Source organism: Burkholderia sp. BCC1644 (assembly GCF_902833225.1).
Lineage (GTDB): Bacteria > Pseudomonadota > Gammaproteobacteria > Burkholderiales > Burkholderiaceae > Burkholderia.
The window spans coordinates 16,046-40,085 of sequence record NZ_CADFEI010000002.1; the positions used below are offsets into that span (position 1 = coordinate 16,046).

Here is a 24,040-nt window from a genome sequence, read left to right on the forward strand (position 1 = left end):
GGTTGTGCTCCTTCGTTCAGCGATCGTCGGACGTCGGGCCGGCCGACGCCGCGCGCCGCAGCCGCGCGGCGAATGCGCCGGTTCCCGCGAAATACGCCTGCACGCGCTGCAGCACGCGCGGCGTGCCGGGCAGCGCCGGCATCGGCGCGAATTGCGGCAGCGTGGTCGCCGCATCGGCTTCGGCCGGATAGATCCGCACCTGCACGTCGTACCAGCCGGCCTGCCCCGTGACCGGATCGGAGTTCGATACGCGCGCACCGTCGCGCGCCGCATCCGGCAGTTCGTCGGTGATCACGTGATTGAGCAGGAAGCCGCGCTGCGACTCACCCGCTTGCGGCCCGAGATTCCACGCGCCGGACGCCTTGCCGATCGCGTTCCACGTCCACACGGTGCCCGGCTCCACGGCCTCGCTGTAGCGCGCGCGGCACCGCACCTTGCCCCACGGCGATTCGACGTAAATCCATGCGCCGTCGTCGATCTGCTGCGCGGCGGCCGTCACCGGGTTCACGAACAGGTGGTTCTCGCCGTGGATCTGCCGCAGCCACGCGTTCTGCGAATCCCACGAGTGGTACATCGCCATCGGCCGCTGCGTGATCGCCGCGAGCGGATAGCGGCTCGCATCGGTCAGCCCGCTTTCGAGCGACCGGTGCCAGAACGGCAGCGGGTCGAAGTAGCGCGCGATGCGCTCGCGCAGATGGTCGGGCGGCTGGCGGCCCGACGTGCGGCCCTGCGCGGCGAGCCGGAATTTCTGCATCACGTCCGAGTAGAGCTGGATCACGATCGGCACGCCGAACTTGCGCATCCCGTTGTCGACCGCCCACTGCATGTACGGGCCGTTGCAGTTGCGCATGTACTGCAACGGCTCCGGCAGCCGGTGGTGGTACACGCAATTGTTCCCCGCGTAACGCTTCCACTGGTCGGGGTTCGGCTCGCCGACGACGGCCTTGTCGCCGTCCTTGCCGCGCCAGCCGATCAGGAAGCCGGTGCCCGAATTCGGCGCGGTCTGGAAATTGATGACGAAATCGGGATAGTCGCGGTACTTGCGCTGCCCGTCCGCCGTCGTGAAAGCCGGAAACTTCAGCCGGCTCGCGAGCTCGATCAGCACTTCCTGGAACGGCTTGCATTCGCCCGTCGGCGGCACGACCGGCACGCGCACCGAGTCGACCGGCCCGTCGAATTCGGAGATCGGCCGGTCGAGCACCGACATCACGTCGTGCCGTTCGAGGTAGGTCGTGTCGGGCAGGATCAGGTCGGCGAACGCCGTCATCTCCGACGCGAACGCGTCGCACACGACGAGGAACGGGATCCGGTATTCGCCGTCGTCGCGCTTGTCGACCAGCATCTTGCGCACTTCCGTCGTGTTCATCGACGAATTCCACGCCATGTTGGCCATGAAGATCAGCAGCGTATCGATCGGATAGGGATCGCCGCGCCATGCATTGGTGATCACCGAATGCATGAGCCCGTGCACCGCGAGCGGGTACTCCCACGAGAACGCCTTGTCGAGCCGCGCGGGCGTGCCGTCCGGATGGACGAACAGATCCTCGGGGCCGGCCGGCCAGCCGAGCGGGCCGGTCGCGAGCGGCGTGTTCGGCCTGATCTGCGCCGGGTCGTTCGGCGGTTTCGCCGACGGCGGCACCGCGCGCGGATACGGCGCCTTGTGCCGGAAGCCGCCCGGCCGGTCGATCGTGCCGAGCAGCGACATCAGCACCGCCAGCCCGCGGATCGTCTGGAAACCGTTCGAATGCGCGGCGAGCCCGCGCATCGCATGGAACGCGATCGGCACGCCCCTCACCGTCGCGTGTTCCTTGCCCCATGAATCGGTCCAGCGCACCGGCAATTCGATCGCGTGCTCCCGCGCGACCGTCTCCATCTCGCGGGCGAGGCGGCGGATCGTGTCGGCCGCGATGCCGGTGATGTCGGCCGCCCATTCGGGCGTGCAGTCGGCCACCTGTTCGCGCAGCAGCGTGAACGACGGCGCGACGGGCGTGCCGTCGTCGAGCGTGTAGCGGCCGTCGAGCGCCGGCTCGGCGCCTTCCGTATGGTGCAGCACCGCGCGGTCCGTCTTCGTGTCCCACCACATCCGGTTCTGCGGATACAGCGCGTTGACCTCCGGCGCACCGGCATCGCGCACGAACAGCCCGGACGTATCGGCATCGGCGCGCAGGTCGATCAGTTCGCCGGCGTTCGTGAAGCGCGACACGAATTCCATGTCGAACGCGTCGCGCGCGATCAGCTCGTGCATCAGCGCCATGAACAGCGCGCCGTCGGTGCCGGGGCGGATCGGAATCCATTCGTCGGCGATCGCCGCGTAACCGGTACGCACCGGATTGATCGCGATGAAGCGGCCGCCCGCGCGCTTGAACTTGCCGAGCGCGATCTTCAGCGGATTCGAATGGTGATCCTCCGCGGTGCCGATCATGAAGAACAGCTTCGCGTTGTCGAGATCGGGCCCGCCGAATTCCCAGAATGAGCCGCCGATCGTGTAGATCATCCCCGCCGCCATGTTCGCCGAGCAGAACCCGCCGTGCGCCGCATAGTTCGGCGTGCCGAACTGTTTCGCGAACAGGCCCGTGAGCGCCTGCATCTGGTCGCGGCCCGTAAACAGCGCGAAGCGCTTCGGGTCGGTCGCGCGCAGGTGCGACAGGCGCTTTTCGAGCACGTCGAACGCGACCTCCCACGACACCGGCTCGAACTGCGCGTCGCCGCGCTCGGCGCCCGGCTTGCGCATCAGCGGCTGCGTGAGCCGCGCGGGCGAATACTGCTTCATGATTCCCGACGAACCTTTCGCGCAGATGACACCCTGGTTCAGCGGATGCTGCGGATTGCCGTCGATATAGCGCACTTCGCCGTCGCGCAGGTGTACGCGGATGCCGCAGCGGCATGCGCACATGTAGCACGTCGTCGTCTTGATCTCGGCCTGCTCGTCGCGCTCGCGTGCCCGATGTTCCATCGTCTGTCCTCGTTCGCGGATGACGGCGCGCCCCGCCGGGGCGCACCCGTGAATCGGTTCATCCATGCTATGCCGGCAGGCGGCCGACATAAAGTCGCATCCTCTGATCGGTCCTATCGGTCGGCCCGATAGTTGGCCCCGCCATCCATCGGATCGCCGCCGCGCCCGCACGCGCGAAGGCCCGGCGCGCGCACCGGGCCTTCGGCGTCGGGTATTACCGCCCGTTACCGCGGCGGATACGCGAGCAGCTCGCTTTCGTCCAGATGCTCGCGGCGGCTGCGGCGCGTCAGGCCGTACGCGACGACCAGCACGCCGAGGCTCGCGACGCCGAGCCACAGCGGCTTGCGCTGGTCCGGAATGAACGCCATCGCGACAAGGATGCCGACCATGCCGACGATCGCGACCCAGGTCAGGTACGGATACGCCCACATCTTGACGCGCAGCTTGCTGGCAGCGACCGGGTCGAGACGCTTGCGCAGGCGCAGTTGCGAGAACGCGATCAGCACGTACACGAACAGCGCGACGGTGCCGTACGAATTGACGAGGAACGCGAACACGGTGTCGGGCGACACGTACGACATCACGACCGACACGTAGCCGAACACCGTACCGAGCAGGATCGCCCGCACCGGCACGCCGCGCTTGTTGACCTTCGCGAGCGCTGCCGGCGCGTCGCCGTGGCGGGTCAGCGCGAACAGCATCCGCGATGCCGCGTACAGGCCCGAGTTCAGGGCGGACAGCACGGCCGTCAGCACGATCGCGTTCATCACGTTGGCGGCGGCCGGCAGGCCCATCACTTCGAGCGCGCTCACGTACGGCGTCGCCATCTGCGCGGAATTCCACGGCACCAGCGCGACGACCAGCGCGACCGACCCGACGTAGAACACCAGCACGCGCGTGATCACCGAGTTGGTTGCCTTCGCGACGGCCTTGGCCGGCTCCTTCGCCTCGGCCGCCGCGATCGTGACGATTTCGGCGCCGAAGTAGAAGCCGGTAGCCGCGACCGCCCCGCTCATCACCGGCCCGATGCCGAGCGGCATGAAGCCGCCGTGGCCGAGCAGCGTCGGCAGCACGGCCGTCGTGTGCATCGACGCGGGCCACAGGCCGAGCACGTAGAGGCCGCCGAGGAACAGGAACACGACGATCGCGCCGACCTTGATCGACGAGAACCAGAATTCGAACTCGCCATAGCTGCCGACCGAGATCAGGTTCGTGAGCGTCAGCACGACCAGCAGCGCGAGGCTGATGATCCACGCCGGTGTGTCGGGCAGCCAGAACTGGATCAGCTTCGCGCCCGCCACCGCTTCGAGCGCGACGACGATCACCCAGAAATACCAGTACATCCAGCCGGTCAGGAAGCCCGCCATCTTGCCGGGCCCGCGCCAGTTGCCGAACGCGAGCCGCGCGTATTCGTAGAACGAACCGACGGCCGGCATCGCGCACGCCATCTCGCCGAGCATCCGCATCACGAGCACGACCAGCCCGCCCGTGATCAGGAACGACAGGATCGCGGCCGGCCCGGTCTGCTGAATCACCACGCCGCTGCCGACGAACAGCCCGGCACCGATCACGCCGCCAAGCGCGATCATCGTCATGTGGCGCTGCTTGAGCCCACATTTCAGGTCACTCTGTTCCATCGAGGGTTGCATGTCTTCTCCATATCCAGTTGTCCGGCACCGCCCGCGCATCACCGTCGGGTGAACGCGAGCGCCGCCGGCGACGGCGCGTGCAGGGGCGCCTGCAGCCCCGGCCGCACGGATTTCTGTTGCTTTTCTTGTGTTGGACGCCCGGCGCGAGCGCGCTCGCGTCGGGCGCGATGCACCGCGTTCAGGGTTTCTCGTCGTTCCTGAAGTACGACACGTAGAGCATTCGCTGCCCGAGGCGCCGGAACGGCGCGAACGGGTGGCCCGGCAGCGGCGACGTGAAGATCGGCAGGGTCTGGCGTGCGGCCTTCCCCGCGATCTGCTCGGCGAGCCGGCGGCCGGCCTGCTGCGAGTACGACACGCCGTTGCCGCCATAGCCGAGCGCGTAGTACACCGACTGCCGCGGATCGGGCTGGCACACGCGCGGCATCATGTCGTGGCTCACGTCGACCCAGCCCCACCACGAATAATCGATCTCCACGCCGCGCAGCGCGGGAAACTTGCGCGCCATCCCTTCCTTCAGCAATTCGAAATGGCGCGGGTTCGGCGCATCGTCGCCGGTGATCGCGCTGCGGCTGCCGATCTGCAAGCGGCGATCGGGCAGGAAACGATAGTAGAAGCGCAGCGTGCGCGTATCGGTCAGCACCTGCGTCGTGCGGAAATTGCACGCGTCGATCTCGGCGTCGGTGAGCGGCCGCGTGACCATCGAATTCGACAGGATCGGCATCACCTTGCTGCGCAGCGACGGATGCAGCGTCTGCGCGGTGTATGCGCCGGTTGCGATACCCACCGCACGGGCCCGCACGACGCCGCCCGGCGTACGCAGATGATGCACGCCGTCGATCGTCTCGAAACCGAGCACGGGGCTGCTCGTATGCACCTTCGCGCCGGCTTCGCGCGCGAGGCGCAGGTAGCCGAACGCGAGCTTCAGCGCATGGATGCCGATGCCTTCGGGCTCGTGCAGCGCGCCGGCCGCCTCGTGGTCGTTGATGAATTCGCGGCGGAACGTCTCCGCGCTCAGCAGTTCGGACGGATAGCCGAACACGTCCTTCCACACCTTCGCCTCGGCCGCGAGCTTCGCCATGATGCGCGGGCGATGGGCGATCAGGAAATGGCCGCCCGGCTGCGGATCGCAGTCGATTTCCGACACGAGCGACTTGAAGTTTTCGAAGCCTTCGAGGATCTCGTCGTGCATCTTCAGCGCGACGTCCTTGCCCCAGCGCTCGATCCACTGCGAGCGCGACAGCCGGCCCGACGCGTTCTGCCCCTGCCCGCCGTTGCGGCTGCTGCAGCCCCAGCTCGTGCGGTTGGCTTCGAGCACGACAGCCTTGATGCCGTGGTCCCGCGCGAGGCACAGCGCGGTGGCGAGGCCCGTGTAGCCGGCGCCGATGATCGCGACGTCGACATCGAGATCGCGCGTGACGGGGCCGTCGTCGGGCGGCGGCGTGCCGGCCGTCGCGACCCAGTAGGTCGGCGCGTACTGCTTGCCGCACCCCGGGCCCGGCGACACCAGCGGATCGTAGGTCGGGTCGTAACGCGTATCGTTCGGCCGGCCGCCGACAAAGTCGCTCGCGGTGCGTTCGATGGAAGGCGTCGACATGATCAACCCTCCGACGCGGGCGAGCCTGTTGCGCCGCAACGGGCGCACGAGGCGATTCGACTGACTGATGCGGGGCGCGCGCATGCGGCGCGAGCGAATGCTGCCGACTGCCTGTAGGTCATGCCTGTCTCCTGATCGTGCTCTTCGGGTCGATCGTGTGCAGATGCTTCAATGCGGCGATCTGTCGAGGCAAGTGTAGGCAGGCCGATTTTTCGCAGGTAGGGCCAGTGGACCGGATTCGCTTGGACCAGCGCGCAGGGGTGCCGAACGGCGGCAGCCGGCGGTGTGCGACGATCGGCAGTGGTCGCCGCGCGGGCCTGACACCGCCGGGACGCCGAACGGCGGGCGGCACCGGACGACCGGCTGACGACAACGGTCAGCGGCACGGGCACGGTCGCGGCGCTCACCGACGACCACGCCGTCGATACGACCCCGCGCCGCGCCCCACCCGTCGTCACATCGCGCGCACCGCGACGCCCGCCATCGCGTCGCGCTTCTCGATCGCCCGCGCCGACACGATCGACAGGAGTGCAGACAACATCACGTAAGCCCCGACGAGCCACGGCGCCCCGCCGTTCACGCGCAACAGCGCGGTCGCGACGATCGGCGTGAGGCCGCTCGCGAAGATGCCCGACACCTGGTAGACGAACGAAATGCCCGTGTACCGCACGTTCGCATCGAACAGCTCCGCGAACAGCGCGGCCTCCGGCCCGTACGCCATCGCGTAGAAGATCCCGAACGGGATCACCAGCGCGAGCCACACGGCGAGCAGGTTCGTCGACTGCGTCTGCAGCAGCCAGAACGCGGGCAGCACCGACAGCCCGCACAGCGTCGCGCCCCACCGGTACACCCGCGCGCGGCCGAGCCGGTCCGACAGGCCGCCGAACACCGGGATGAACACGCACATCACGACCGCCGCGCTCATCACGCCGAGCAGCGCGTCGCCGCGCGAGATCGACAGGTTGCGCGTCATGTAGCCGATCGAGAACACCGCGAACACGTTGAAGAACACGCCATCGATATAGCGCGCGCCCATCCCGAGCAGGATGGCTTGCCGATAGTTGGCGAGCAGCTCGACGACCGGCAACTTCGTGTCGCGCCGCTGGCGCTTGAGCGCGACGAACTCGGGCGTGTCGGCCACGCGCGTGCGGATGTAGAAGCCGACCGCCACGAGCAGTAGCGACGCCGCGAAGGCGACGCGCCAGCCCCACGCGAGGAACGCGGCGTCCGGCAGCGCACGCGACAGCGCCGCGACGACGCCGGCCGCGAGGCACAGCCCGATCGCAAGGCCGATCTGCGGCAGGCTCGCATACAGCCCGCGCCGGTGCGGCGGCGCGTATTCGTACGCCATCAGCACCGCGCCGCCCCACTCGCCGCCGAGGCCGATGCCCTGCAGCACGCGCAGCGTCAGCAGCAGCACCGGCGCCCACATGCCGATCTGCGCGTAGGTCGGCAGGAACGCGACGCCGGCCGTCGACACGCCCATGATCAGCATCGTCAGGATCAGCGCGGACTTGCGCCCGACGCGGTCGCCGAGATGGCCGAACAGCAAGCCGCCCAGTGGCCGCGTGACGAAGCCGACCGCGAACGTCGCATAGGCGAGCATGGTCGACACGAATGCATCGCCGGCCGGAAAGTACTGCTTGTCGAACACGATGCCGGCAACCACGCCGTACAGGAAAAAGTCGTACCACTCGACGGTCGCGCCGATCACGCTGGCCGCGGCCACGCGTCGGACGACCCGGGAATCGATTGCCATGCGAGCTTCTCCAGGTAAGGATGCGCCGCAACCTGCCCCGGCGCCGTGCCGGCGGGGGCATCGATGAGCGCGCGGCGGCCGTCCGGGCGCAGGAGCACGGGCCGCGCGGGCGCCCCGTCCTACGCGACTGCCTCGGCGGCCGGCGCGACGCTGCGGCCGCGATCGGCCTCGCGCGCGTCCTCGAGAATCATGTCGGACGCCTTCTCGGCGACCATCACGATCGGCACGTTGGTATTGCCCGATACGAGCGTCGGCATGATCGAGCAGTCGACCACCCGCAGCCCGCGCGTGCCGTACACGCGCAGCCGCTCGTCGACGACCGCGAGCGGATCGCTCGCGACGCCCATTTTCGCGGTGCCGGACGGGTGGAAGATCGTCTGCCCGTATTCGCGGCAGAATTCGAGCAGCTCGTCGTCCGTCTGCGCGTCCGCGCCCGGCCGCACCTCGCGCTTCATCAGCGGCGCCATCGGCTCAGCGGCCGCGACGCGTCGCGCGAAGCGCACGCCGGCCACCGTCGTGCGGCGGTCGCGCTCGGTGTCGAGATAGTTCGGCTGGATCGACGGCGCGTCGCGCGCATCGTCGGTGCGAATCCGCACGGTACCGCGCGATTCGGGCCGAAGCTGGCAGATCGAATACGTGCAGCCCGGAAACGGATGCACGCTGCCGCCCGCCGAATCGGCCGACAGCGTCGAGAAATGGAACTGGATGTCGGGTGTCGCCGATTCGTCCGGCAACGCCCGGCAGAACATCCCGCCCTGGTTGATGCCGATCGCGAGCGGGCCGCCGCGGAACAGCGCCCATTGCAGCCCCATCTTCGCGCGGCCGACCCACGAATGCAGCTCGTCGTTGGTCGTGATCGGCTTCGTCACCTCGTAGATCAATCGCACCTGCAGATGATCCTGCAGGTTCTCGCCGACCCCCTTGCGATCGGCGACGACCGGAATCCCGTGCCGGTCCAGCAGCGCGGCCGGCCCGACACCCGACACCTGCAGCAGCTGCGGCGACTGCAACGCGCCGGCCGCGAGGATCACCTCGCGCAGCGCGCGCACCTCGTGCACCTTGCCGTGCTGCACGTAGCGCACGCCGGACGCCTGCGCGCCTTCGAACAGCACCTTCAGCGCCTGTGCGTCGGTTTCGACATGCAGGTTCGGCCGCCCGCGTGCGGGCTTCAGGTACGCGACGGCCGTCGAACAACGCAGCCCGTTGCGCGTCGTGAGCTGGTAATAGCCGACGCCTTCCTGGTCGCCCGTGTTGAAATCGTCGACCGTGCGCACGCCGAGCCGGTTCGACGCGGCGACGAACGCATCGACGAGTTCGTGCCGCTGGCGGATCGCCGACGCCCACAGCGGGCCGCCCGTGCCGCGCGTCGGCCCGTCGCCGAGCGTGTTGTGTTCGAGCCGCCGGAAATACGGCAGGCACTCGCGCCAGCTCCAGCCGCGATTGCCGAGCGCGGCCCAGTGATCGTAGTCCTGCTGCTGCCCGCGTACGTAGATCAGCCCGTTGATCGAGCTGCAGCCGCCGAGCGTGCGGCCGCGCGGCCAGTACAGGCGGCGGTTGTGCATGTTCGGGTCGGGATCGGTATGGAAGCCCCAGTTGTACACGGGATGGAACATCGTCTTGCCATAGCCGATCGGCACATGAATCCACATGGAGTTGTCGGCGGGGCCGGCTTCCAGCAAGCACACCGTATGGCGGCCGCCGTCGGACAGCCGGTTGGCGAGGACGCAACCGGCCGATCCTGCGCCGACCACGACATAGTCGAAGCTGCGTGTCATTCGTGTCTCCGTTCCGGGGTATGTGAAAAATCCGGTATGTTTCGTCCAAATTTATGGAGCACACGGCACGCGTACAAGCCGATTTATTGTCCGCACCGCGAATGTGGTACAAAAACCGTTCAATTCGTTTCATTTCTGCCGGACACAAGCATCCCGGGACGCACGCCGATCCCGACGGAGGAGACAGATGCGCGACACCGCCCCCGCGCCGCCCGACGGCGCGCCCGCCGACGACGCACGCGTGCTGCGTGCGCTTGCCGTGCTCGAAGCGCTGGCATCGGCCGGACAGCCGTACACGCTGTCGCAGCTTGCCGCACGGCTGCACATCCCGAAGGCGACGCTGCTACGCTTGATCGAGTCGCTCGAAGCGCGCGGCTACGTGATCCACATGCCCGACTCGCGCGGCCACGACCGCGGCATCGCGCTCGGCCCGCGCGCCGCGCAGTTTGCGCTCGCAGCGTTGTCGAACAACACCTTCACGCGCGGCTGCCGGTCGGTGTTGCGCGCGCTCGTCGACGTGCTCGGCGAGACCTGCAACCTCACCGCGCTCGACGGCGACACGGTGTTGTACGTCGAACGTGTCGAGACCACCGAGCCGCTGCGGCTCGAAATGCGGCCCGGCATGCGCGTGCCGCTGCATTGCACGGCGAGCGGCAAGCTGTTCCTGTCGCAGATGAATGCGCTGGAGCGCAACGCGATGCTCGCGCGGCTCACGCTGAAGAAGATGACCTACCGGACGCTGACCGATGCGCAATTGCTCGCCACCGAACTCGACCGGCTCGCCGCGCGCGGTGTCGGGATCGACAACGAGGAATTCGTGCGCGGGATGGTGGCCGTCGCGGTGCCGGTGAAGGATGCCGCGAGCGGCCGCGTGCTCGCGGCGCTCGCCGTGCACGCGCCGACCGCGCGCGCGACGCTCAACGATCTGCTGGAGAACGTGCCGAAAATGCGCGACGCGGCCACGCGCCTCGCGCCGCTGCTGCATGCGGCAGATGGTGCGCAGCCAAGTTGACGCGACTGCACGCGGTCATGCGGTCACGCAGTCATGCAGTCATGCAGTCATGCAGTCATGCAGTCATGCAAGGTGATAACGCAGCCAGAAGGTTTCGCGGCACGCGTTGTCGAACGTCAGCCGCGACGGGCTGATCGGCTGCGCATCGGGATGATGGAGCACGTCGTAGTCGATCCAGCATTCGGCGCACAGCAGGTCGGACGGTGCGCGGTCCTGCTCGACCGAGCGGCGCACGATCGCGCCGTTGTCGAAGCGGTATTCGGTTTCATCGCGCGTGACCTCGACATCGTCGTCGGTCCAGCGGTCGTGTGACGTTTCATGCGACACGATCTGCACCGGGCCGGCGAGCCCGTGGATCGCGGCGACATAGGAAATGAGCTTGTCCATGGCGAGGCGGCGAACTGGCGGATGGCCGTTTCGCGCAACGCATGCGGTGCGAAACGGCCCGAGCGGCGAGTATAGCCGCGCGCCGAAGACCTTGCCGCCGGCGGGGTTTCGCGCGCTACGCGTCGAGCGCGAGCAACGCGAACGTCGCGAGCCAGTGCTCGCCCATGTAGTCGCCGGCCACGTGCGCGAGCGCGCTCGCGAGATGCCGGTCGGCCGCGTCGAGCAGCTTCGCGCGCCGCGCATCGCCTTCCGGCAGCGCCCCGGCGAGCGCGCGCTGGCACCATGCGCGGCTCAGGTTCAGCCCGTCGAGGTGCGCGATCTTGCCGTCGCTGCGATCGCTGACCGTCGCCGGCTCGAACAGCGTCGCGGGTTCGCCGCGCGCGAGATCGGGCAGGAAGCGCGCGAACCAGCCGTCGAATTCCGCGGCCGGCAGCACGCGCCGCATCAGCTCGGCCTCCATCAGCGCGGGCGACAGGAATTCGTCGCCCGACGGCTCCCACGCCTGGCACGCGACATCGTTCAGGTGCCAGCGCTTCGCGGTATCGACGATCAGCGCCGCGAGCCCGTCGCGCTGCGTGTCGCGCGCGAAATCGAGCGTGAGCGCCAGCGCGAATGCGGTGTTGAAGTGCGTGCCCACGCGCAGCGGATAGGTCGCTTTCGGCAGGAAGGTCTCGAAGCGCGACACGAACAGGTCGGTGAGCGGCGCCATCGCCTTCGCCCAGCGCGCGGCCTGCGGCAGCGCGCCCTTCAGCGCGAGCCGCTCGAGCTGCGCGGATAGCGCGAGCAGCCACGCCCAGCCGTACGGCCGCTCGAAGCCGCCGTTGTGCGGCAGCGCGAGATACGCGCGCTCGCCGGCCACGTTCGCATCGGTGAAATGCGCATCGACGGTCGCGACGATGCGTTCGGCCTCCGGCAATGCCGGATAGCGTTCGAGCACGCTCAGCACGAGCCAGTAGCCGTGCACGCACGAGTGCCAGTCGTAGCTGCCGTAGAAGATCGGGTGCAGCGCGCGCGGCCCCTGCACGTCGTGCGGACCTTCGAGCGAATGGGTGAGCTTGTTCGGATATTCGCGGGTCAGGTGCGCGAGCGCGAGCGACGCGAATTTCGAGGCGAGTTCGGGGGTGAGTCGGTCGGTCATGGGCATCTCGTCAGAAGCGGAATACGAACGCATACATCAGCAGCGTGTTCACGGCGAGCAGCAGCACGGCTGTCGGCCACTGCGCCTTGATCACGCCGTTCTTGTCCTTCAGTTCGAGCAGCGCCGCCGGCACGATGTTGAAGTTCGCGGCCATCGGCGTCATCAGCGTACCGCAGAAGCCGCTCAGCATCCCGATCGCGCCCATGATTGCCGGGTTGCCGTGGAACTGGTGGACGATCAGCGGCAGGCCGATGCCGGCCGTCATCACGGGAAACGCGGCAAAGCCGTTGCCCATGATCATCGTGAACAGCGCCATGCCGACCGTGTAGGCCGCGACCACCGCGAACGGCGAATCGATCGGCACCCAGTCCCTCACGAGCCCCGATACCACGCCGCCGACGCCCGCGACCGCGAACAGCGCGCCGAGCGCCGCGAGCATCTGCGGCAGGATCGCGGCCCAGCCGACCGCGTCCATCGTGTGGCGCGCTTCCTTCAGCGCATGCACCGGCGAATCGCGCAGCATCGCGAGCGCGACGACGAACGCGACGATCGTGCCGAGCACGAGCGAGATCAGCGTCACGCTCTTCGGCTCGACGAACGGCACGAGCTTCAGCGCGAACGTGCCGATCAGCGTGACGACCGGAATCAGCAGCGCGGGCAGGAACAGCCGGTTGCCGAAGCGCTGCGCGAGCGTCTCGCGCCGCACCGCCGCCGCGTCGCCTGCTTCGTCGGACTTGCCGCGCCCGAGCTTGCCCGAGCCCGCGATCACCGCGAGCGCGATCGCCAGGCAGCCCGTCACGAAGTGCGGCAGCAGCGCGCCGAACAGGAACGTGACCGCGTAGATCGCCCAGAACGCGAAATTGACGACGCGGCGCGGGTTCGTGCGGTCCGTCAGGTTGAAGCACGCGAACGCGGCGAACATCAGCCCCGCGAGCGTGTACAGCGATTCGAGGCCGATCATCGCGCGCCCTCCTGCTTCACCAGGCCGAAGCCGCGCGTCAGCCGGCGGTCGAGCAGCGCGAGGCGCGTGCAGTGGATCAGCAGCGCGGCGATCGCGGTCGGGATCGCCCACACCGACAGGTGCAGCGGCTCGATCGAAATCCCGTTCTGCTCGAGAAAGCCCTTGATCAGCAGGATCGACTGGATCGCGATGAAGATGTCCTCGCCGAAGAACACGGCGACGTTGTCGGCGCCCGACGCATGCGCGCGGATCTGCTGGCGCACCGCCTCGGGCAGTTCGCCGTGCCGGCCGACGGCGGCGGCTTCGGCCATCGGCGCGATCAGCGGCCGCACCATCTGCGCGTGGCCGCCGAGCGACGTGAGGCCGAGCGCGGCCGTGGCCTGCCGCAGCACGAAGTACAGCATCAGCACGCGGCCCGTGGTGGCCGCCTGCACGCGCGAAATCATCCGCTTCGCCTGTTCCTTGAGCCCGTTGCGCTCGAGCAGCGCGATCACCGGCAGCGTCAGCCAGATCAGCCCCATGTAGCGGTTTTCGGTGAACGCCTTGCCGAACGCACTGACGATGTCGACGAGATTCAGCCCGCCCGCGAGCCCTGTCGCGAGCCCCGCGATCGTGACCACCAGCAGCGCATTGAAGCGCAGCGCGAAACCGATCACGACGATCGGCACCCCAATCAGCACCAGCATTTCCCCTCCTTGTGTCGGATGCGCGGCACCCAGGCAACGCGCTGCCTGCCCGGTTTCGACCGGGCTCGGACGGCGAAATCTAACACGAGACTTTATCGATAAAAAGTCGACAATTTGGTGCTTCGGGTAAACGTTGAAGCGCGCGGATACCGTGCCCGGGCCGTGTGTCGGCGGTGTTTCATCGGAGGAAACGGCGGCCGGCCGGTCGACCGGCCGGCGCGCGTGGCGGAGCCCATGGACGCCGACTAAACTGGAAAGCATCGGCAACGGACGGGAGAGCCGCCATGATTGACGTATTCCAGACCATCGGCAGCCGCGCGTTCTCCGCTCATCTGGCGAAGGACGGGATGGTGACGCTGATGGAGCAACGCCATGAAGTCGACCGCGTGACGCTCGCGACGGCCTATGCCGCGCTCGTCGAGGAGGCCGAGCAGGAAGGCGACCTGCTCGACGCGACGGTCGAAGGGATGATGCGCGCGCTGATCCAGGGCTACGCGCGCAGCCATTGACGACGCGGCCGCGCAGCCGCTGCGCGGCCGGCTCCAGGTTGAGCCCCGCTAGGGCCTGTTCACGCTAATAACGGGCTTGCGCTGGCCCTAGGCGGCCGGCGTGCCGGCGCCCATGCCGAACCACCTCCCCGCGCGCAGTTGCCGGTAGTCGGCCTGCGTGAAGATCCTCGGCAAGTTGGCGACGGCGCCGTTGCTGGCGCGGTCCAGTTCGCTCATGAAGGCTTCGACCTCGTCGCGGCCGGCAAGCAGGATGGTGCTGAAGTAACGTTCACGCTCCGCGTCGGACAGGTTCGTCACGCTCAGCTGGTACGGACGGTGAAGCGCCGCGAACAGGAAATAGTAGCGCTCGGCGTCGTCGCGCAGCACGCGCACCGCGTCCGGGTCGACCGGAAAATCGCGGTAGAACGACGCATGCCCGCTTTCGATGTAGATCCGGTACAGCAACCGGCCGTCGCGCTCGATCACGACCGGTGCGTGCGGGTCGCGGCTGACGAGTACGGTATCGGCCACGGTCATCCGGCTCTCCCCTTGCTTTTTTGTCGATGCCGGCACGGTAACATGCCGGCTTACGCGGGCTGCACCGGCACGGTCCGTTGGCCCGGCATGCGCCGGCGCACGGCCCCGCCACCCTTTGTCACCTGGAAACGCCGCGCCGTCATAGAGGAAACGCACTGAAACGGCACAATGCGCGAATTTTTCGATTGCCGCCGTCCGCGCCGCATGACAGCATTCGGGGCGTCGCCAACCAAAAAGAATGCCGTGCCGTCCGGCCGCCGATGCCGCTCGCCGGCGCCGAACAGGCAGCCCCTTCCATGAACCCGGCCAACCACCAATACTACGAACCGACCGGAGAATTCCGCTTGTGAACATCGGCATCGTCAACGACCTCCCGCTTGCCGTCGAGGCGATGCGCCGTGCGATCGCGCGACGGCCCGAGCACCGCGTGCTGTGGGTCGCGACCGACGGCGCGCAGGCCGTCGAACTATGCGCGGCGCAGCCGCCCGACGTCGTGCTGATGGACCTGGTCATGCCGAAATTCGACGGGATCGAAGCGACGCGGCGGATCATGCGATCCGAACGACCGTGCGCGATCCTGATCGTGACGAGCTGCATCGGCGCGAATGCGTGGCGCGTGTTCGAGGCAATGGGCGCCGGTGCGCTCGACGCGGTCGATACGCCGCGGCTCGGCGACGGCGCGGCCGGCGACACGACGAAACTGCTGCTCGCGAAGATCGACCAGATCGGCCGGCTGCTCGACGCGCCGGGCGGCACGCGCCTCGCCGGCACGGCCGCGCGCGCCGGCGGCGGCCCGCTGATCGCGATCGGTGCGTCGGCCGGCGGCCCCGGCGCGCTCGCGTCGATCCTCGGCGGCCTGCCGGCCGATTTCAGCGCACCGATCGTGATCGTGCAACACGTCGACCGCGCGTTCGCGGAAGGCATGGCGCAATGGCTCGACGGCCAGACGCCGCTTGCGGTGCGCGTCGCGCGCGAAGGCGACCGCCCGCAGCCGGGCGTCGCGCTGCTCGCCGCGACCGACGATCACCTGCGCATCACGCGCGCCGGCACGCTCGAATACACGCGCGAGCCGGCCGCCACGCCGTATCGCCCGTCGGTCGACGTGTTCTTCAACAGCCTGACCGAACACTGGCCCGGCCGCGTGATCGGCGTCCTGCTCACGGGCATGGGACGCGACGGCGCGATCGGCCTGAAGGCGCTGCGGATGAAGGGCTACCATACGATCGCGCAGGACGAGGCGACCAGCGCCGTGTACGGCATGCCGAAGGCGGCCGCGACGCTCGGCGCGGCGCGTGCGATCCTGCCGCTCGGACGCATCGCGGGCGAGCTGGCGGCGCTCGCGCGGATCTGAGCCCGATGAACATGCGCAACACCCATGCCCGCCCTCGCAACACACCGCATCGAACATGACTAGCGACCTGACCCGCCCGCCGGGCAGCCCGACCACGCCGAGCGCCGACGCGCCGGCCATGGTGCTGCTGGTCGACGACCAGACGATCGTCGCGGAAGCCATACGGCGCGCGCTCGTCGACGAGGAAGGCATCGACTTCCACTACTGCCCGCGCTCGGACGACGCGATGGCCACCGCGATCGACACGCGGCCGACCGTGATCCTGCAGGACCTCGTGATGCCCGGCACCGACGGGCTGAGCCTCGTGAAGTCGTATCGCGCGAACCCCGCGACACGCGACGTGCCGATCATCGTGCTGTCGACGCAGGAAGAGCCCGTGATCAAGAGCGCCGCATTCGCGGCCGGCGCGAACGACTACCTCGTGAAGCTGCCCGACCGCATCGAACTCGTCGCGCGCATCCGCTACCACTCGCGCTCGTACATGAACCTGCTGCAGCGCGACGAAGCCTATCGCGCGCTGCGGCAATCGCAACAGCAACTGCTCGAAGCCAATCTCGAACTGCGGCGCCTCACGCATTCCGACGGCCTGACCGGGCTGTCGAACCGGCGCTATCTCGACGAATACCTGGCCGCCGAATGGCGTCGCGGCACGCGCGAGCGCAGCGAGCTGTCGATGCTGATGATCGACGTCGACAATTTCAAGCTGTACAACGACACGTACGGACACGTGTCGGGCGACAGCGTGCTCAAGCAGATCGCCTCGACCATCGAGCGCTGTCTCGGGCAATCGGGCGATCTCGCCGCGCGCTTCGGCGGCGAGGAGTTCGCGGTCGTGATGCCGGCCACGTCGCCGGGCGCCGCGCGGTTGCTCGGCGAGAAGATCCGGCTCGCGGTCGAGGCGCTGCGGCTGCGGCACGCGCATTCGTCGACCGGCAACACCGTGACGATCAGCATCGGCGGCGCGAGCATCGTGCCCGCGCCCGGCCTGCCGACGACCGTGCTGATCGAAGCGGCCGACCGCGCGCTGTATCGCGCGAAGCACGAGGGCAAGAACCGCGTGGAGATCGAACCGTCGCCGACGCCGCCCGGCGCCGGCGGGTTCGGCGCGCCGCGCGACTGATCGCGCGCGCCGCTTACGCGGCGCCGAGCCGGCGCGCGTAGTCGTTCGGGTCCAGCGGGCGGCTGAACAGGTAGCCCTGCTGCATGTCGCAGCCGATCTGCTGCAGGAACCACGATTGCGCCTGCGTCTCGACGCCCTCCGCCGTCACCTTCATCCCGAGCGAATGCGCCATCGCGACGACGGCCTGCGTGATCGCGACCGAGTCGTGATGATCGGGCACGCCCGACACGAACGAGCGGTCGACCTTGAGGTTGTGCAGCGGAAAGCGCTTGAGGTAAGCGAGCGACGAATAGCCGGTGCCGAAATCGTCGACCGAGATCCGCACGTTCATGTCCGTGAGCGCCTCGAGCATCGGCAGCACGGTGTCCGTGTCGTTCATCAGCAGTCCTTCGGTGATCTCGAGTTCGAGCGCGGACGGATCGAGCCGCGTTTGCGCGAGGCAGCGGTCGACCGATTCGACGAGCCCTTCGTGGAACTGCCGCGGCGACAGGTTGACGGCCAGCATCAGGTCGGGCGCGATCGTGCGGCGCCACTCGGCCGCCTGCCGGCAGGCCGTTTCGAGCACCCACTGGCCGATCGCGACGATCAGCCCCGTATCCTCCGCGACCGGGATGAACTCCGCCGGCGACATCGGCCCGAGTTCGGGGCTGGTCCAGCGCAGCAGCGCTTCGGCGCCGACCGTGCGGCCGCTGCGCGCATCGACGACAGGCTGGTAGGCAAGCCGCAGCATGTCCGAGGTCAGCGCGCGCCGCAGCGACTGCTCGACCGCGAAGCGGCGCTGCAGCCGCAGGTTGAGCTGCGCGGTGAAGAACGTGAAATGGTTGCGGCCGCGCTGCTTCGCGTCGTACATCGCCGAATCGGCGTTGCGCATCAGCGTGACCGCATCGTCGCCGTCGCGCGGCGCGACGCTGATCCCGATCGACACGCCGAGCCAGTACTCGTTGTTCGCGATCGCGAACGGCTTCGCGATCGCGTCGATCACCTCGCGCGCGAGTACCGCGAGGCGGTCGGGATCGTCGCAGTCGTCGACGAGGATCACGAACTCGTCGCCGCCGACGCGCGTGAGCGCATAACGACCGCCCGCGCAGGCCGCGAGCCGCGCCGCGACGCTGCGCAGCAGCGCGTCGCCCGCGTCGTGGCCGGCCGTGTCGTTGACCTTCTTGAACCCGACGAGATCGATGAACAGGATCGCGACACGTGCGGGCCCGCCCGCCGCGCCGTGCCCGCCGAACAGCTCCCGCATGCGGTCGGCGAGCCAGCGGCGGTTGTAGAGGCCCGTCAGCGCATCGCGCGTCGCCAGGTAGCGCAGTTGCTGCTGCGCTTCGCGCACGGGGCCGATGTCGTTGAACGACACCAGCACCGAGTCGGCCTGCGTCTCGCCGGGCCTCACGATCGGCACCGCGTTGCCGCGTACCCAGATGATGTCGCCGTCCGCGAGGCCGAAGCCGAGCGTGTAGTCGAGCATCGGCGTGGCCGTCTCGAGCGCGAGCCGGCTCGGCCACGCGTCAGGCGCGATCGGCGTGCCGTCCTCGCGCAGCTTGTGCAGAATCACCGTGGACAGCCGCCGGCCGACGAGATCGCCCTTCACGCGCATCATCCGGTTCGCGCTCGGGTTGCTCGCGACCACGACGCCGTCGCGCGATACGACGAGGATCCCTTCGTTCAGGCTGTTGACGACGAGCCGGTGATGCTCCTCGCTGCGTGCGAGCTGCCGTGCGATCCGGTCCTGGTGCACGGCGAGGCCGACGCTGTTGCCGACATCGCGCAACAGTTCGGCTTCCTCATCGCTTGGCCGGCGCGGCGTGCGGTGATAGACGGCGAACGCGCCGAGCACGACGCCCGCTTCGTCGAGGAACGGCACCGACCAGCACGCGCGCAGGCCCAGCGGCAGCGCGACGGAACGGTAGTCGGCCCACAGCGGATCGGTTTCGATATCTTCGACGGCGACCATCCGGCGCTCGTACATCGCCGTGCCGCATGAGCCGGCCGCGGGCCCGATCGACGCGCCGTCGATCGCCGCGCTGTACTGCGCGGGCAGCGATGGCGCCGCGCCGACGCGCACGTGCACGCCGTCCGTATCGAGCAGCAGGATCGTGCACGATGCGCCGTCGCCGAGCAAAGCCTCGGCGCGCCGGCAGACCTCGACCAACAGTTCCGGCAGCGGTGTGTTGCGCGTAATCAGCCTCAGCACGCTTTGCTCGGACGCGAGCACTTCCGCCGCGAGCCCGAGGCTGTAACGAGAACTTTGCGGTTCGGTATTCAAGATGAATCCTGCCGTCTGTCCGATCGGGTCTGATGCGCCCGATTCGTTTTCGATCCTTCGTGCCGTTTTCGCTCCGGGTTTACGCCGATGCCCGGTGCGCCCCGTTTTGCGCGCCGAGCCGGGGCGCGCCGAAATACATTTAACACCAATCCGTGACACCCCGCGCGTCCGCGTGCATCAGGGGTTACGCGCGGTTGCCCCGCCGCCCGCGGCCCGGCGGTCAGCTTGCCGAAAGGCAGGCGGCCCTTCGCCGGCACCGGTTCGTCACATCGTGACGGCGCCCTGCCCGGTTCGCGCTCAGTCTCCCGCGCCGGGGGGCGGACGCGTCACGGCCGTCAGCGCATCGATCGCGGCCGCGACCGATACGCTCGCGGGCGCCGCGAACAGCGCGCCGACCGTGTCGGGCATCGTCGACAGCTTCAGCGGCAGCCGGCCGACGCGCTCGCCGGCCCGCTCGGCCATGCCGAACGCGCGAGCCGACTGGACGAACAGGCACGGCGACTGTTCGGCAACCGCGCGGTTGGTCTGCCATGACACCGATTCCATCAGCACGGACGGCGGCGCCAGGCCGGCCTTCGCGAACTCGGCGTCGAGCGCCGTGCGCGCGGGCGACCCGAGCGGCGGCGCGATCCACGGAAACGCGGCCGCATCGCGCCACCCGATCCGCGCGCGCCTGAGCAGCGGATGGCGCGGGCCGCAGACGACGATCATGTCGTCGCGGTACAGCGGCGCGACGTCGAGCCCCGCGCTCAGCGCCGACGCATCGAGCCGGCACACGAGCAGGTCGAGTTCGCGGCGCTGCGCCTGCGCGAGCATCCGGTCGAGCGTGTCCTCGCGCACGTTCAGCTGCACGGGGCGGCCGGCCTCCCGCAGCCACGCGAGCGCACCCGGAATCAGTTGCGGCGCCATGTTCGGCAGCAGGCCGATCGACACCGGGCGGCCGGCCCCCGTGCGCAGCGCGTCGAACGCGGGAGCGACGCCGCGCATGTCGGTCAGCACGCGGCCGATGCATTCGAGCAGCGCATCGCCGTATGCGGTCGGCGCGACACGCCGCGACGTGCGTTCGAACAGCGGCAGCCCGAGCGCCTCCTCCAGCTCGCGCAGCCATTTCGACAGCGCCGGCTGCGTGATCGACGCGGCCTCGGCCGTACGCGCGAAGCTGCGCGTCCGCCCGAGCGTGTCGAGCGTTTCCATGTCGCGCACGCGCAGCCGGCGCAGCGCCTGCGCGATGCGCAGCTCGTGGGGCGGCGCGGCCGGGCCGCGAGAATCGAGGGTCACGGGTGTCTCCGTCATTCATGTTCACCAGGTTATCGATCGATCCCGATCTTTCATCGATCGATACGCGATCCTGCCGCATAGTCGTCGACATGAAAACCCCCGGCACGAGCCGGCATGACCAGGAGACAGCCGACGTGAAAGACGATCAGGACACCCCCGCCGCCGAACCCACCGCCCGGCGCCAGTTCCTCAAGCTGGCCGGCGCGGCGGTTGCGTCGGCCGGCTTCGGCGCCGATGCGCTGGCCGCGAACCCGCCGCCGGCCACTCCGGCCGCCGCGGCAACCGTCGACCCCGCCCCCGCGTTCCACGGCGCCGCAACCGCGCCTGCCGCGCCGCCCGCCGGCTACAACATCCTGTTCATCCTGACCGACCAGGAACGCCACTTCGACCGCTGGCCGTTTCCGGTGCCGGGACGCGAAGCGCTGCGCCGCGACGGCATCACGTTCATGCATCACCAGATCGCGGCGTGCGTGTGCTCGCCGTCGCGCTCGACGGTCTACACCGGTCAGCACATCCAGCACACCGGCGTGCTCGACAACGCGGGCGTGCCCTGGCAGAAGGACATGTCGCCGGACGTGCGCACCGTCGGCCACATGCTGCGCGACGCCGGCTACTACGCCGCCTACCTCGGCAAGTGGCACCTGAGCGCGTCGATGCACGAAACCACGAGCCCGTACACGGCGCCCGTGGCCGACTACAACCGCACGATCCGCGCGTACGGCTTCGACGACTATTTCGGCGTGGGCGACCTGATCGGGATGGTGCGCGGCGGCTACCAGTACGACGGGATCACGTCCGAGGCCGCGGTGAGCTGGATGCGCAACCATGCGCCGCGCCTCGCGAAGGAAGGCAAGCCGTGGTTCCTCGCGGTGAATCTCGTGAACCCGCACGACGCGATGTTCGTGAACACCGACACGAACGGCTCGACGGTACAGGACGCGAACCACCCGATGCTCGGCAACGCGCCGCCGCCGAACGACGCGCTGTACCGCACGTCATGGCGCGACGTGCCGCTGGCCGCGTCGCGGCAGCAGCCGTACGACGAACCGGGGCGGCCGCCCGCGCACGGAATGTTCAACGCCGCGCATGCGAACCTCGTCGGCCGCTACCCGTTCACCGACGAACGCTTGCGCATCTATCAGGACAACTACTTCAACTGCGTGCGCGACTGCGACACGCACGTCGTGCGCCTGCTGCAGTCGCTGCAGTCGCTCGGTCTCGACGAGCGCACGATCGTCGTGATGACGGCCGATCACGGCGATCACATCGGCGCGCACCAGCTCGTCGGCAAGGGCGCGACCGCGTATCAGCCGCAGAACCACGTGCCGCTCGTGATCCGCCATCCCGCGTATCCGGGCGGCATGCAATGCGATGCGCTGACGTCGCACATCGACATCGCGCCGACGCTGCTCGGGCTCACCGGCCTCGACGACGCGCGCCTCGCGACGATCCGCGGCAGCGCGCTGAAGGGGCACGACCTCACGCGCTGGCTCGCGAAGCCCGCCGACGCGAAACGGCACGCGGCGCGCGACGCCACGCTGTTCAACTACGCGATGCTGCTGTACTACGACAGCGAATGGATGCTGAAGGAATTGGGCATGTTGCGGCAGAAAGGCATACCCGAGGACGAGCTGCTGCGCCGTGCGCTCGCGCAGCAGCCGGATTTCCGGCTGCGCGGCACGATCCGCAGCGTGTTCGACGGCCGCTACCGGTTCACGCGCTATTTCTCGCCGCTCGAATTCAACCGGCCGACGACGCTCGAGAACCTGTTCGCGCGCAACGACGTCGAGTTGTTCGACCTCGCGAGCGACCCGGGCGAGATGCACAATCTCGCGACCGACCGCCAGCGCAACGGCGAACTGCTGCTTGCGATGAACGGCCGCCTGAACGACCTGATCGCCAGCGAAGTCGGCGACGACAGCCCCGACGTGATGCCGATCCGCGACGGCAAGGTGCAGGTGCAGATCCGCAAGTGGCACTGACGGCCTGAACGCATCCAGGTGCGGCGTGCGGCGCGCCGCGCGTCAATCCTTCCGGATGTGTTCGGCCAGGAAGTCGATCAACAGCCGCACGCGCGGCAGCAGCCCGCGCCGCGACGGAAACACCGCGTGCACCACGCCGCCCTTCGGCGCCCAGCCGGGCAGCACGTCGACCAGCGTGCCGTCGCGCAGGTCGTCCTCGACGACCATGCACGGCAGCTGCACGATGCCGACGCCGTGAATCGCCGCGTCGCGCAGCGCGTGCATGTCGTCGGTCACGAAGCGCGGATGGTGGCGCAGCTGCGCGTGCTCGCCGTTCGGCCCCACCAGTTGCCAGACATGATGCCGCGCCGGCCCCCAGTCGAGACTCGGCGCACCGGTCAGCTCGGCCGGATCCGACAGCGCACCTCGCCCGTCCAGCCATTGCGGCGCCGCGACCAGCCGCTGCGGGCTGTCGGCAAGCACGCGCATCACGAGATCGCTGTCCTCCAGCGGCGGGAAGCGCACGCGCAGCGCGAGGTCGAATCCTTCGCTCAGCAGGTCGACGCGGCGGTTCGTCGCCTCGAGATGCACCTGCACCTGCGGATGAATCGCCATGAAGCGCGCGACCAGTTCGCTCACGCGGTATTCGAGCAGCGCGGTCGGGCAACTGACGCGGACGACGCCGCGCGGCTCGGCGTTCCGCCGCTCGATCACCTCGCGCGCGGCGTCGGCCTCGACCAGCACGGCGAGGCAGCGCTCGTAGAATTCGCGCCCGGTTTCCGTGACCGTGAAATGACGCGTCGTGCGTTGCAGCAGCCGCACGTCGTACCGCGCCTCCAGCGCCGCGATGCGCCGGCTCAGCGTCGATTTCGGCACATCCAGCGCGCGCCCCGCCTGCGTGAACCCGCCGTGCTCGACCACCTTCACGAAATAGTAGAGGTCGTTCAGGTCATCCATGATTGTTCCACCCATAGAACACTGACGGCATTTTAAGGGACTGGAACGCCGGTTGTTGCACGAATAGCATCCTGATTCAACGTGGATCGAGCGTGTCGCGGCGACCGGATATTTTCCGGCCGGCTCCGTCGGCCGACCCGGCGATTCACTAAGCTTGAAGTTCCCCCGTCA

General features: G+C 68.8%; 18 protein-coding genes. 5 read left to right on the forward strand and 13 right to left on the reverse strand.

Translation table 11 applies throughout. From position 1 onward, the window contains the following. Positions 1-16 precede the first annotated feature (16 nt). The 5 genes from HWX87_RS03460 to HWX87_RS03480 all read right to left on the reverse strand — a co-directional run bounded on the left by HWX87_RS03460 (position 17) and on the right by HWX87_RS03480 (position 9,730). Positions 17-2,953 (reverse strand): molybdopterin oxidoreductase family protein, encoded by a 2,937-nt coding sequence (locus HWX87_RS03460; protein WP_176045766.1) that lies wholly within the window; start codon positions 2,951-2,953, stop codon positions 17-19. Between the two features lie 224 nt (positions 2,954-3,177). Next, complete coding sequence (locus HWX87_RS03465; protein WP_176045767.1) at positions 3,178-4,602, reverse strand: amino acid permease; 1,425 nt, start codon at positions 4,600-4,602, stop codon at positions 3,178-3,180. 178 nt (positions 4,603-4,780) lie between these two features. After that, on the reverse strand, positions 4,781-6,196 hold the full coding sequence (locus HWX87_RS03470) for an FAD-binding oxidoreductase (protein WP_176045769.1): 1,416 nt from the start codon (positions 6,194-6,196) through the stop codon (positions 4,781-4,783). A gap of 454 nt (positions 6,197-6,650) precedes the next feature. Next, positions 6,651-7,955, reverse strand: a complete 1,305-nt coding sequence (locus HWX87_RS03475) for an MFS transporter (RefSeq protein ID WP_176045771.1) — start codon at positions 7,953-7,955, stop codon at positions 6,651-6,653. A 119-nt stretch (positions 7,956-8,074) separates the two neighbouring features. Continuing rightward, positions 8,075-9,730 (reverse strand): choline dehydrogenase, encoded by a 1,656-nt coding sequence (locus tag HWX87_RS03480; RefSeq protein WP_176045774.1) that lies wholly within the window; start codon positions 9,728-9,730, stop codon positions 8,075-8,077. A 187-nt stretch (positions 9,731-9,917) separates the two neighbouring features. Between HWX87_RS03480 and HWX87_RS03485 the strand changes: the two genes are divergently transcribed. Next, entirely contained in the window at positions 9,918-10,742 is an 825-nt protein-coding gene (locus tag HWX87_RS03485) for an IclR family transcriptional regulator (protein WP_176045776.1), read from the forward strand. A gap of 63 nt (positions 10,743-10,805) precedes the next feature. Here the strand turns inward: HWX87_RS03485 and HWX87_RS03490 are convergent, their stop codons facing one another. The 4 genes from HWX87_RS03490 to HWX87_RS03505 all read right to left on the reverse strand — a co-directional run bounded on the left by HWX87_RS03490 (position 10,806) and on the right by HWX87_RS03505 (position 13,914). After that, on the reverse strand, positions 10,806-11,129 hold the full coding sequence (locus tag HWX87_RS03490) for a hypothetical protein (RefSeq protein ID WP_176045777.1): 324 nt from the start codon (positions 11,127-11,129) through the stop codon (positions 10,806-10,808). Positions 11,130-11,244: 115 nt separating this feature from the next. Beyond that, the gene (locus tag HWX87_RS03495; protein WP_176045779.1) at positions 11,245-12,267 is read right to left on the reverse strand and encodes a DUF2891 domain-containing protein; all 1,023 of its coding nucleotides are present in this window, start codon (positions 12,265-12,267) and stop codon (positions 11,245-11,247) included. 10 nt (positions 12,268-12,277) lie between these two features. Further along, on the reverse strand, positions 12,278-13,228 hold the full coding sequence (locus tag HWX87_RS03500; protein ID WP_176045781.1) for a DUF979 domain-containing protein: 951 nt from the start codon (positions 13,226-13,228) through the stop codon (positions 12,278-12,280). Then, positions 13,225-13,914: a DUF969 domain-containing protein gene (locus HWX87_RS03505; RefSeq protein WP_176045783.1), complete on the reverse strand. Its 690-nt coding sequence runs from the start codon at positions 13,912-13,914 to the stop codon at positions 13,225-13,227. The genes HWX87_RS03500 and HWX87_RS03505 overlap by 4 nt, the downstream gene beginning before the upstream one ends. Positions 13,915-14,198: 284 nt before the next feature. On the opposite strand from HWX87_RS03505, the gene HWX87_RS03510 reads away from it, so the two are divergent. Next, positions 14,199-14,423: a hypothetical protein gene (locus tag HWX87_RS03510; protein ID WP_059529934.1), complete on the forward strand. Its 225-nt coding sequence runs from the start codon at positions 14,199-14,201 to the stop codon at positions 14,421-14,423. Between the two features lie 87 nt (positions 14,424-14,510). Here HWX87_RS03510 and HWX87_RS03515 read toward each other — a convergent pair whose 3' ends face one another. After that, positions 14,511-14,939 (reverse strand): hypothetical protein, encoded by a 429-nt coding sequence (locus HWX87_RS03515; RefSeq protein WP_176045785.1) that lies wholly within the window; start codon positions 14,937-14,939, stop codon positions 14,511-14,513. A 346-nt stretch (positions 14,940-15,285) separates the two neighbouring features. Between HWX87_RS03515 and HWX87_RS03520 the strand changes: the two genes are divergently transcribed. After that, a complete protein-coding gene (locus HWX87_RS03520) occupies positions 15,286-16,290 on the forward strand; it encodes a chemotaxis response regulator protein-glutamate methylesterase (RefSeq protein WP_176045786.1) in 1,005 nt (334 codons plus the stop codon). A 55-nt stretch (positions 16,291-16,345) separates the two neighbouring features. After that, on the forward strand, positions 16,346-17,410 hold the full coding sequence (locus HWX87_RS03525) for a diguanylate cyclase (protein WP_176045794.1): 1,065 nt from the start codon (positions 16,346-16,348) through the stop codon (positions 17,408-17,410). A 13-nt stretch (positions 17,411-17,423) separates the two neighbouring features. Here HWX87_RS03525 and HWX87_RS03530 read toward each other — a convergent pair whose 3' ends face one another. Both HWX87_RS03530 and HWX87_RS03535 read right to left on the reverse strand, forming a co-directional pair. Then, positions 17,424-19,673, reverse strand: a complete 2,250-nt coding sequence (locus HWX87_RS03530) for an EAL domain-containing protein (RefSeq protein WP_176045796.1) — start codon at positions 19,671-19,673, stop codon at positions 17,424-17,426. Positions 19,674-19,970: 297 nt separating this feature from the next. Beyond that, on the reverse strand, positions 19,971-20,951 hold the full coding sequence (locus HWX87_RS03535; protein ID WP_244137589.1) for a LysR substrate-binding domain-containing protein: 981 nt from the start codon (positions 20,949-20,951) through the stop codon (positions 19,971-19,973). Positions 20,952-21,085: 134 nt separating this feature from the next. Between HWX87_RS03535 and HWX87_RS03540 the strand changes: the two genes are divergently transcribed. Then, on the forward strand, positions 21,086-22,933 hold the full coding sequence (locus tag HWX87_RS03540; protein ID WP_176045800.1) for a sulfatase-like hydrolase/transferase: 1,848 nt from the start codon (positions 21,086-21,088) through the stop codon (positions 22,931-22,933). 42 nt (positions 22,934-22,975) lie between these two features. On the opposite strand, the gene HWX87_RS03545 is transcribed toward HWX87_RS03540, so the two are convergent. Then, on the reverse strand, positions 22,976-23,869 hold the full coding sequence (locus HWX87_RS03545; RefSeq protein WP_176045802.1) for a LysR substrate-binding domain-containing protein: 894 nt from the start codon (positions 23,867-23,869) through the stop codon (positions 22,976-22,978). Positions 23,870-24,040: the final 171 nt, after the last annotated feature.

Excerpts from the sequence above, each read along its gene's own strand:
- HWX87_RS03460 (WP_176045766.1), bottom strand. The coding sequence starts at position 2,953 with ATGGAACATCGGGCACGCGAGCGCGACGAGCAGGCCGAGATCAAGACG.
- HWX87_RS03465 (WP_176045767.1), bottom strand. The coding sequence starts at position 4,602 with ATGCAACCCTCGATGGAACAGAGTGACCTGAAATGTGGGCTCAAGCAG.
- HWX87_RS03470 (WP_176045769.1), bottom strand. The coding sequence starts at position 6,196 with ATGTCGACGCCTTCCATCGAACGCACCGCGAGCGACTTTGTCGGCGGC.
- HWX87_RS03475 (WP_176045771.1), bottom strand. The coding sequence starts at position 7,955 with ATGGCAATCGATTCCCGGGTCGTCCGACGCGTGGCCGCGGCCAGCGTG.
- HWX87_RS03480 (WP_176045774.1), bottom strand. The coding sequence starts at position 9,730 with ATGACACGCAGCTTCGACTATGTCGTGGTCGGCGCAGGATCGGCCGGT.
- HWX87_RS03485 (WP_176045776.1), top strand. The coding sequence starts at position 9,918 with ATGCGCGACACCGCCCCCGCGCCGCCCGACGGCGCGCCCGCCGACGAC.
- HWX87_RS03490 (WP_176045777.1), bottom strand. The coding sequence starts at position 11,129 with ATGGACAAGCTCATTTCCTATGTCGCCGCGATCCACGGGCTCGCCGGC.
- HWX87_RS03495 (WP_176045779.1), bottom strand. The coding sequence starts at position 12,267 with ATGACCGACCGACTCACCCCCGAACTCGCCTCGAAATTCGCGTCGCTC.
- HWX87_RS03500 (WP_176045781.1), bottom strand. The coding sequence starts at position 13,228 with ATGATCGGCCTCGAATCGCTGTACACGCTCGCGGGGCTGATGTTCGCC.
- HWX87_RS03505 (WP_176045783.1), bottom strand. The coding sequence starts at position 13,914 with ATGCTGGTGCTGATTGGGGTGCCGATCGTCGTGATCGGTTTCGCGCTG.
- HWX87_RS03510 (WP_059529934.1), top strand. The coding sequence starts at position 14,199 with ATGATTGACGTATTCCAGACCATCGGCAGCCGCGCGTTCTCCGCTCAT.
- HWX87_RS03515 (WP_176045785.1), bottom strand. The coding sequence starts at position 14,939 with ATGACCGTGGCCGATACCGTACTCGTCAGCCGCGACCCGCACGCACCG.
- HWX87_RS03525 (WP_176045794.1), top strand. The coding sequence starts at position 16,346 with ATGACTAGCGACCTGACCCGCCCGCCGGGCAGCCCGACCACGCCGAGC.
- HWX87_RS03545 (WP_176045802.1), bottom strand. The coding sequence starts at position 23,869 with ATGGATGACCTGAACGACCTCTACTATTTCGTGAAGGTGGTCGAGCAC.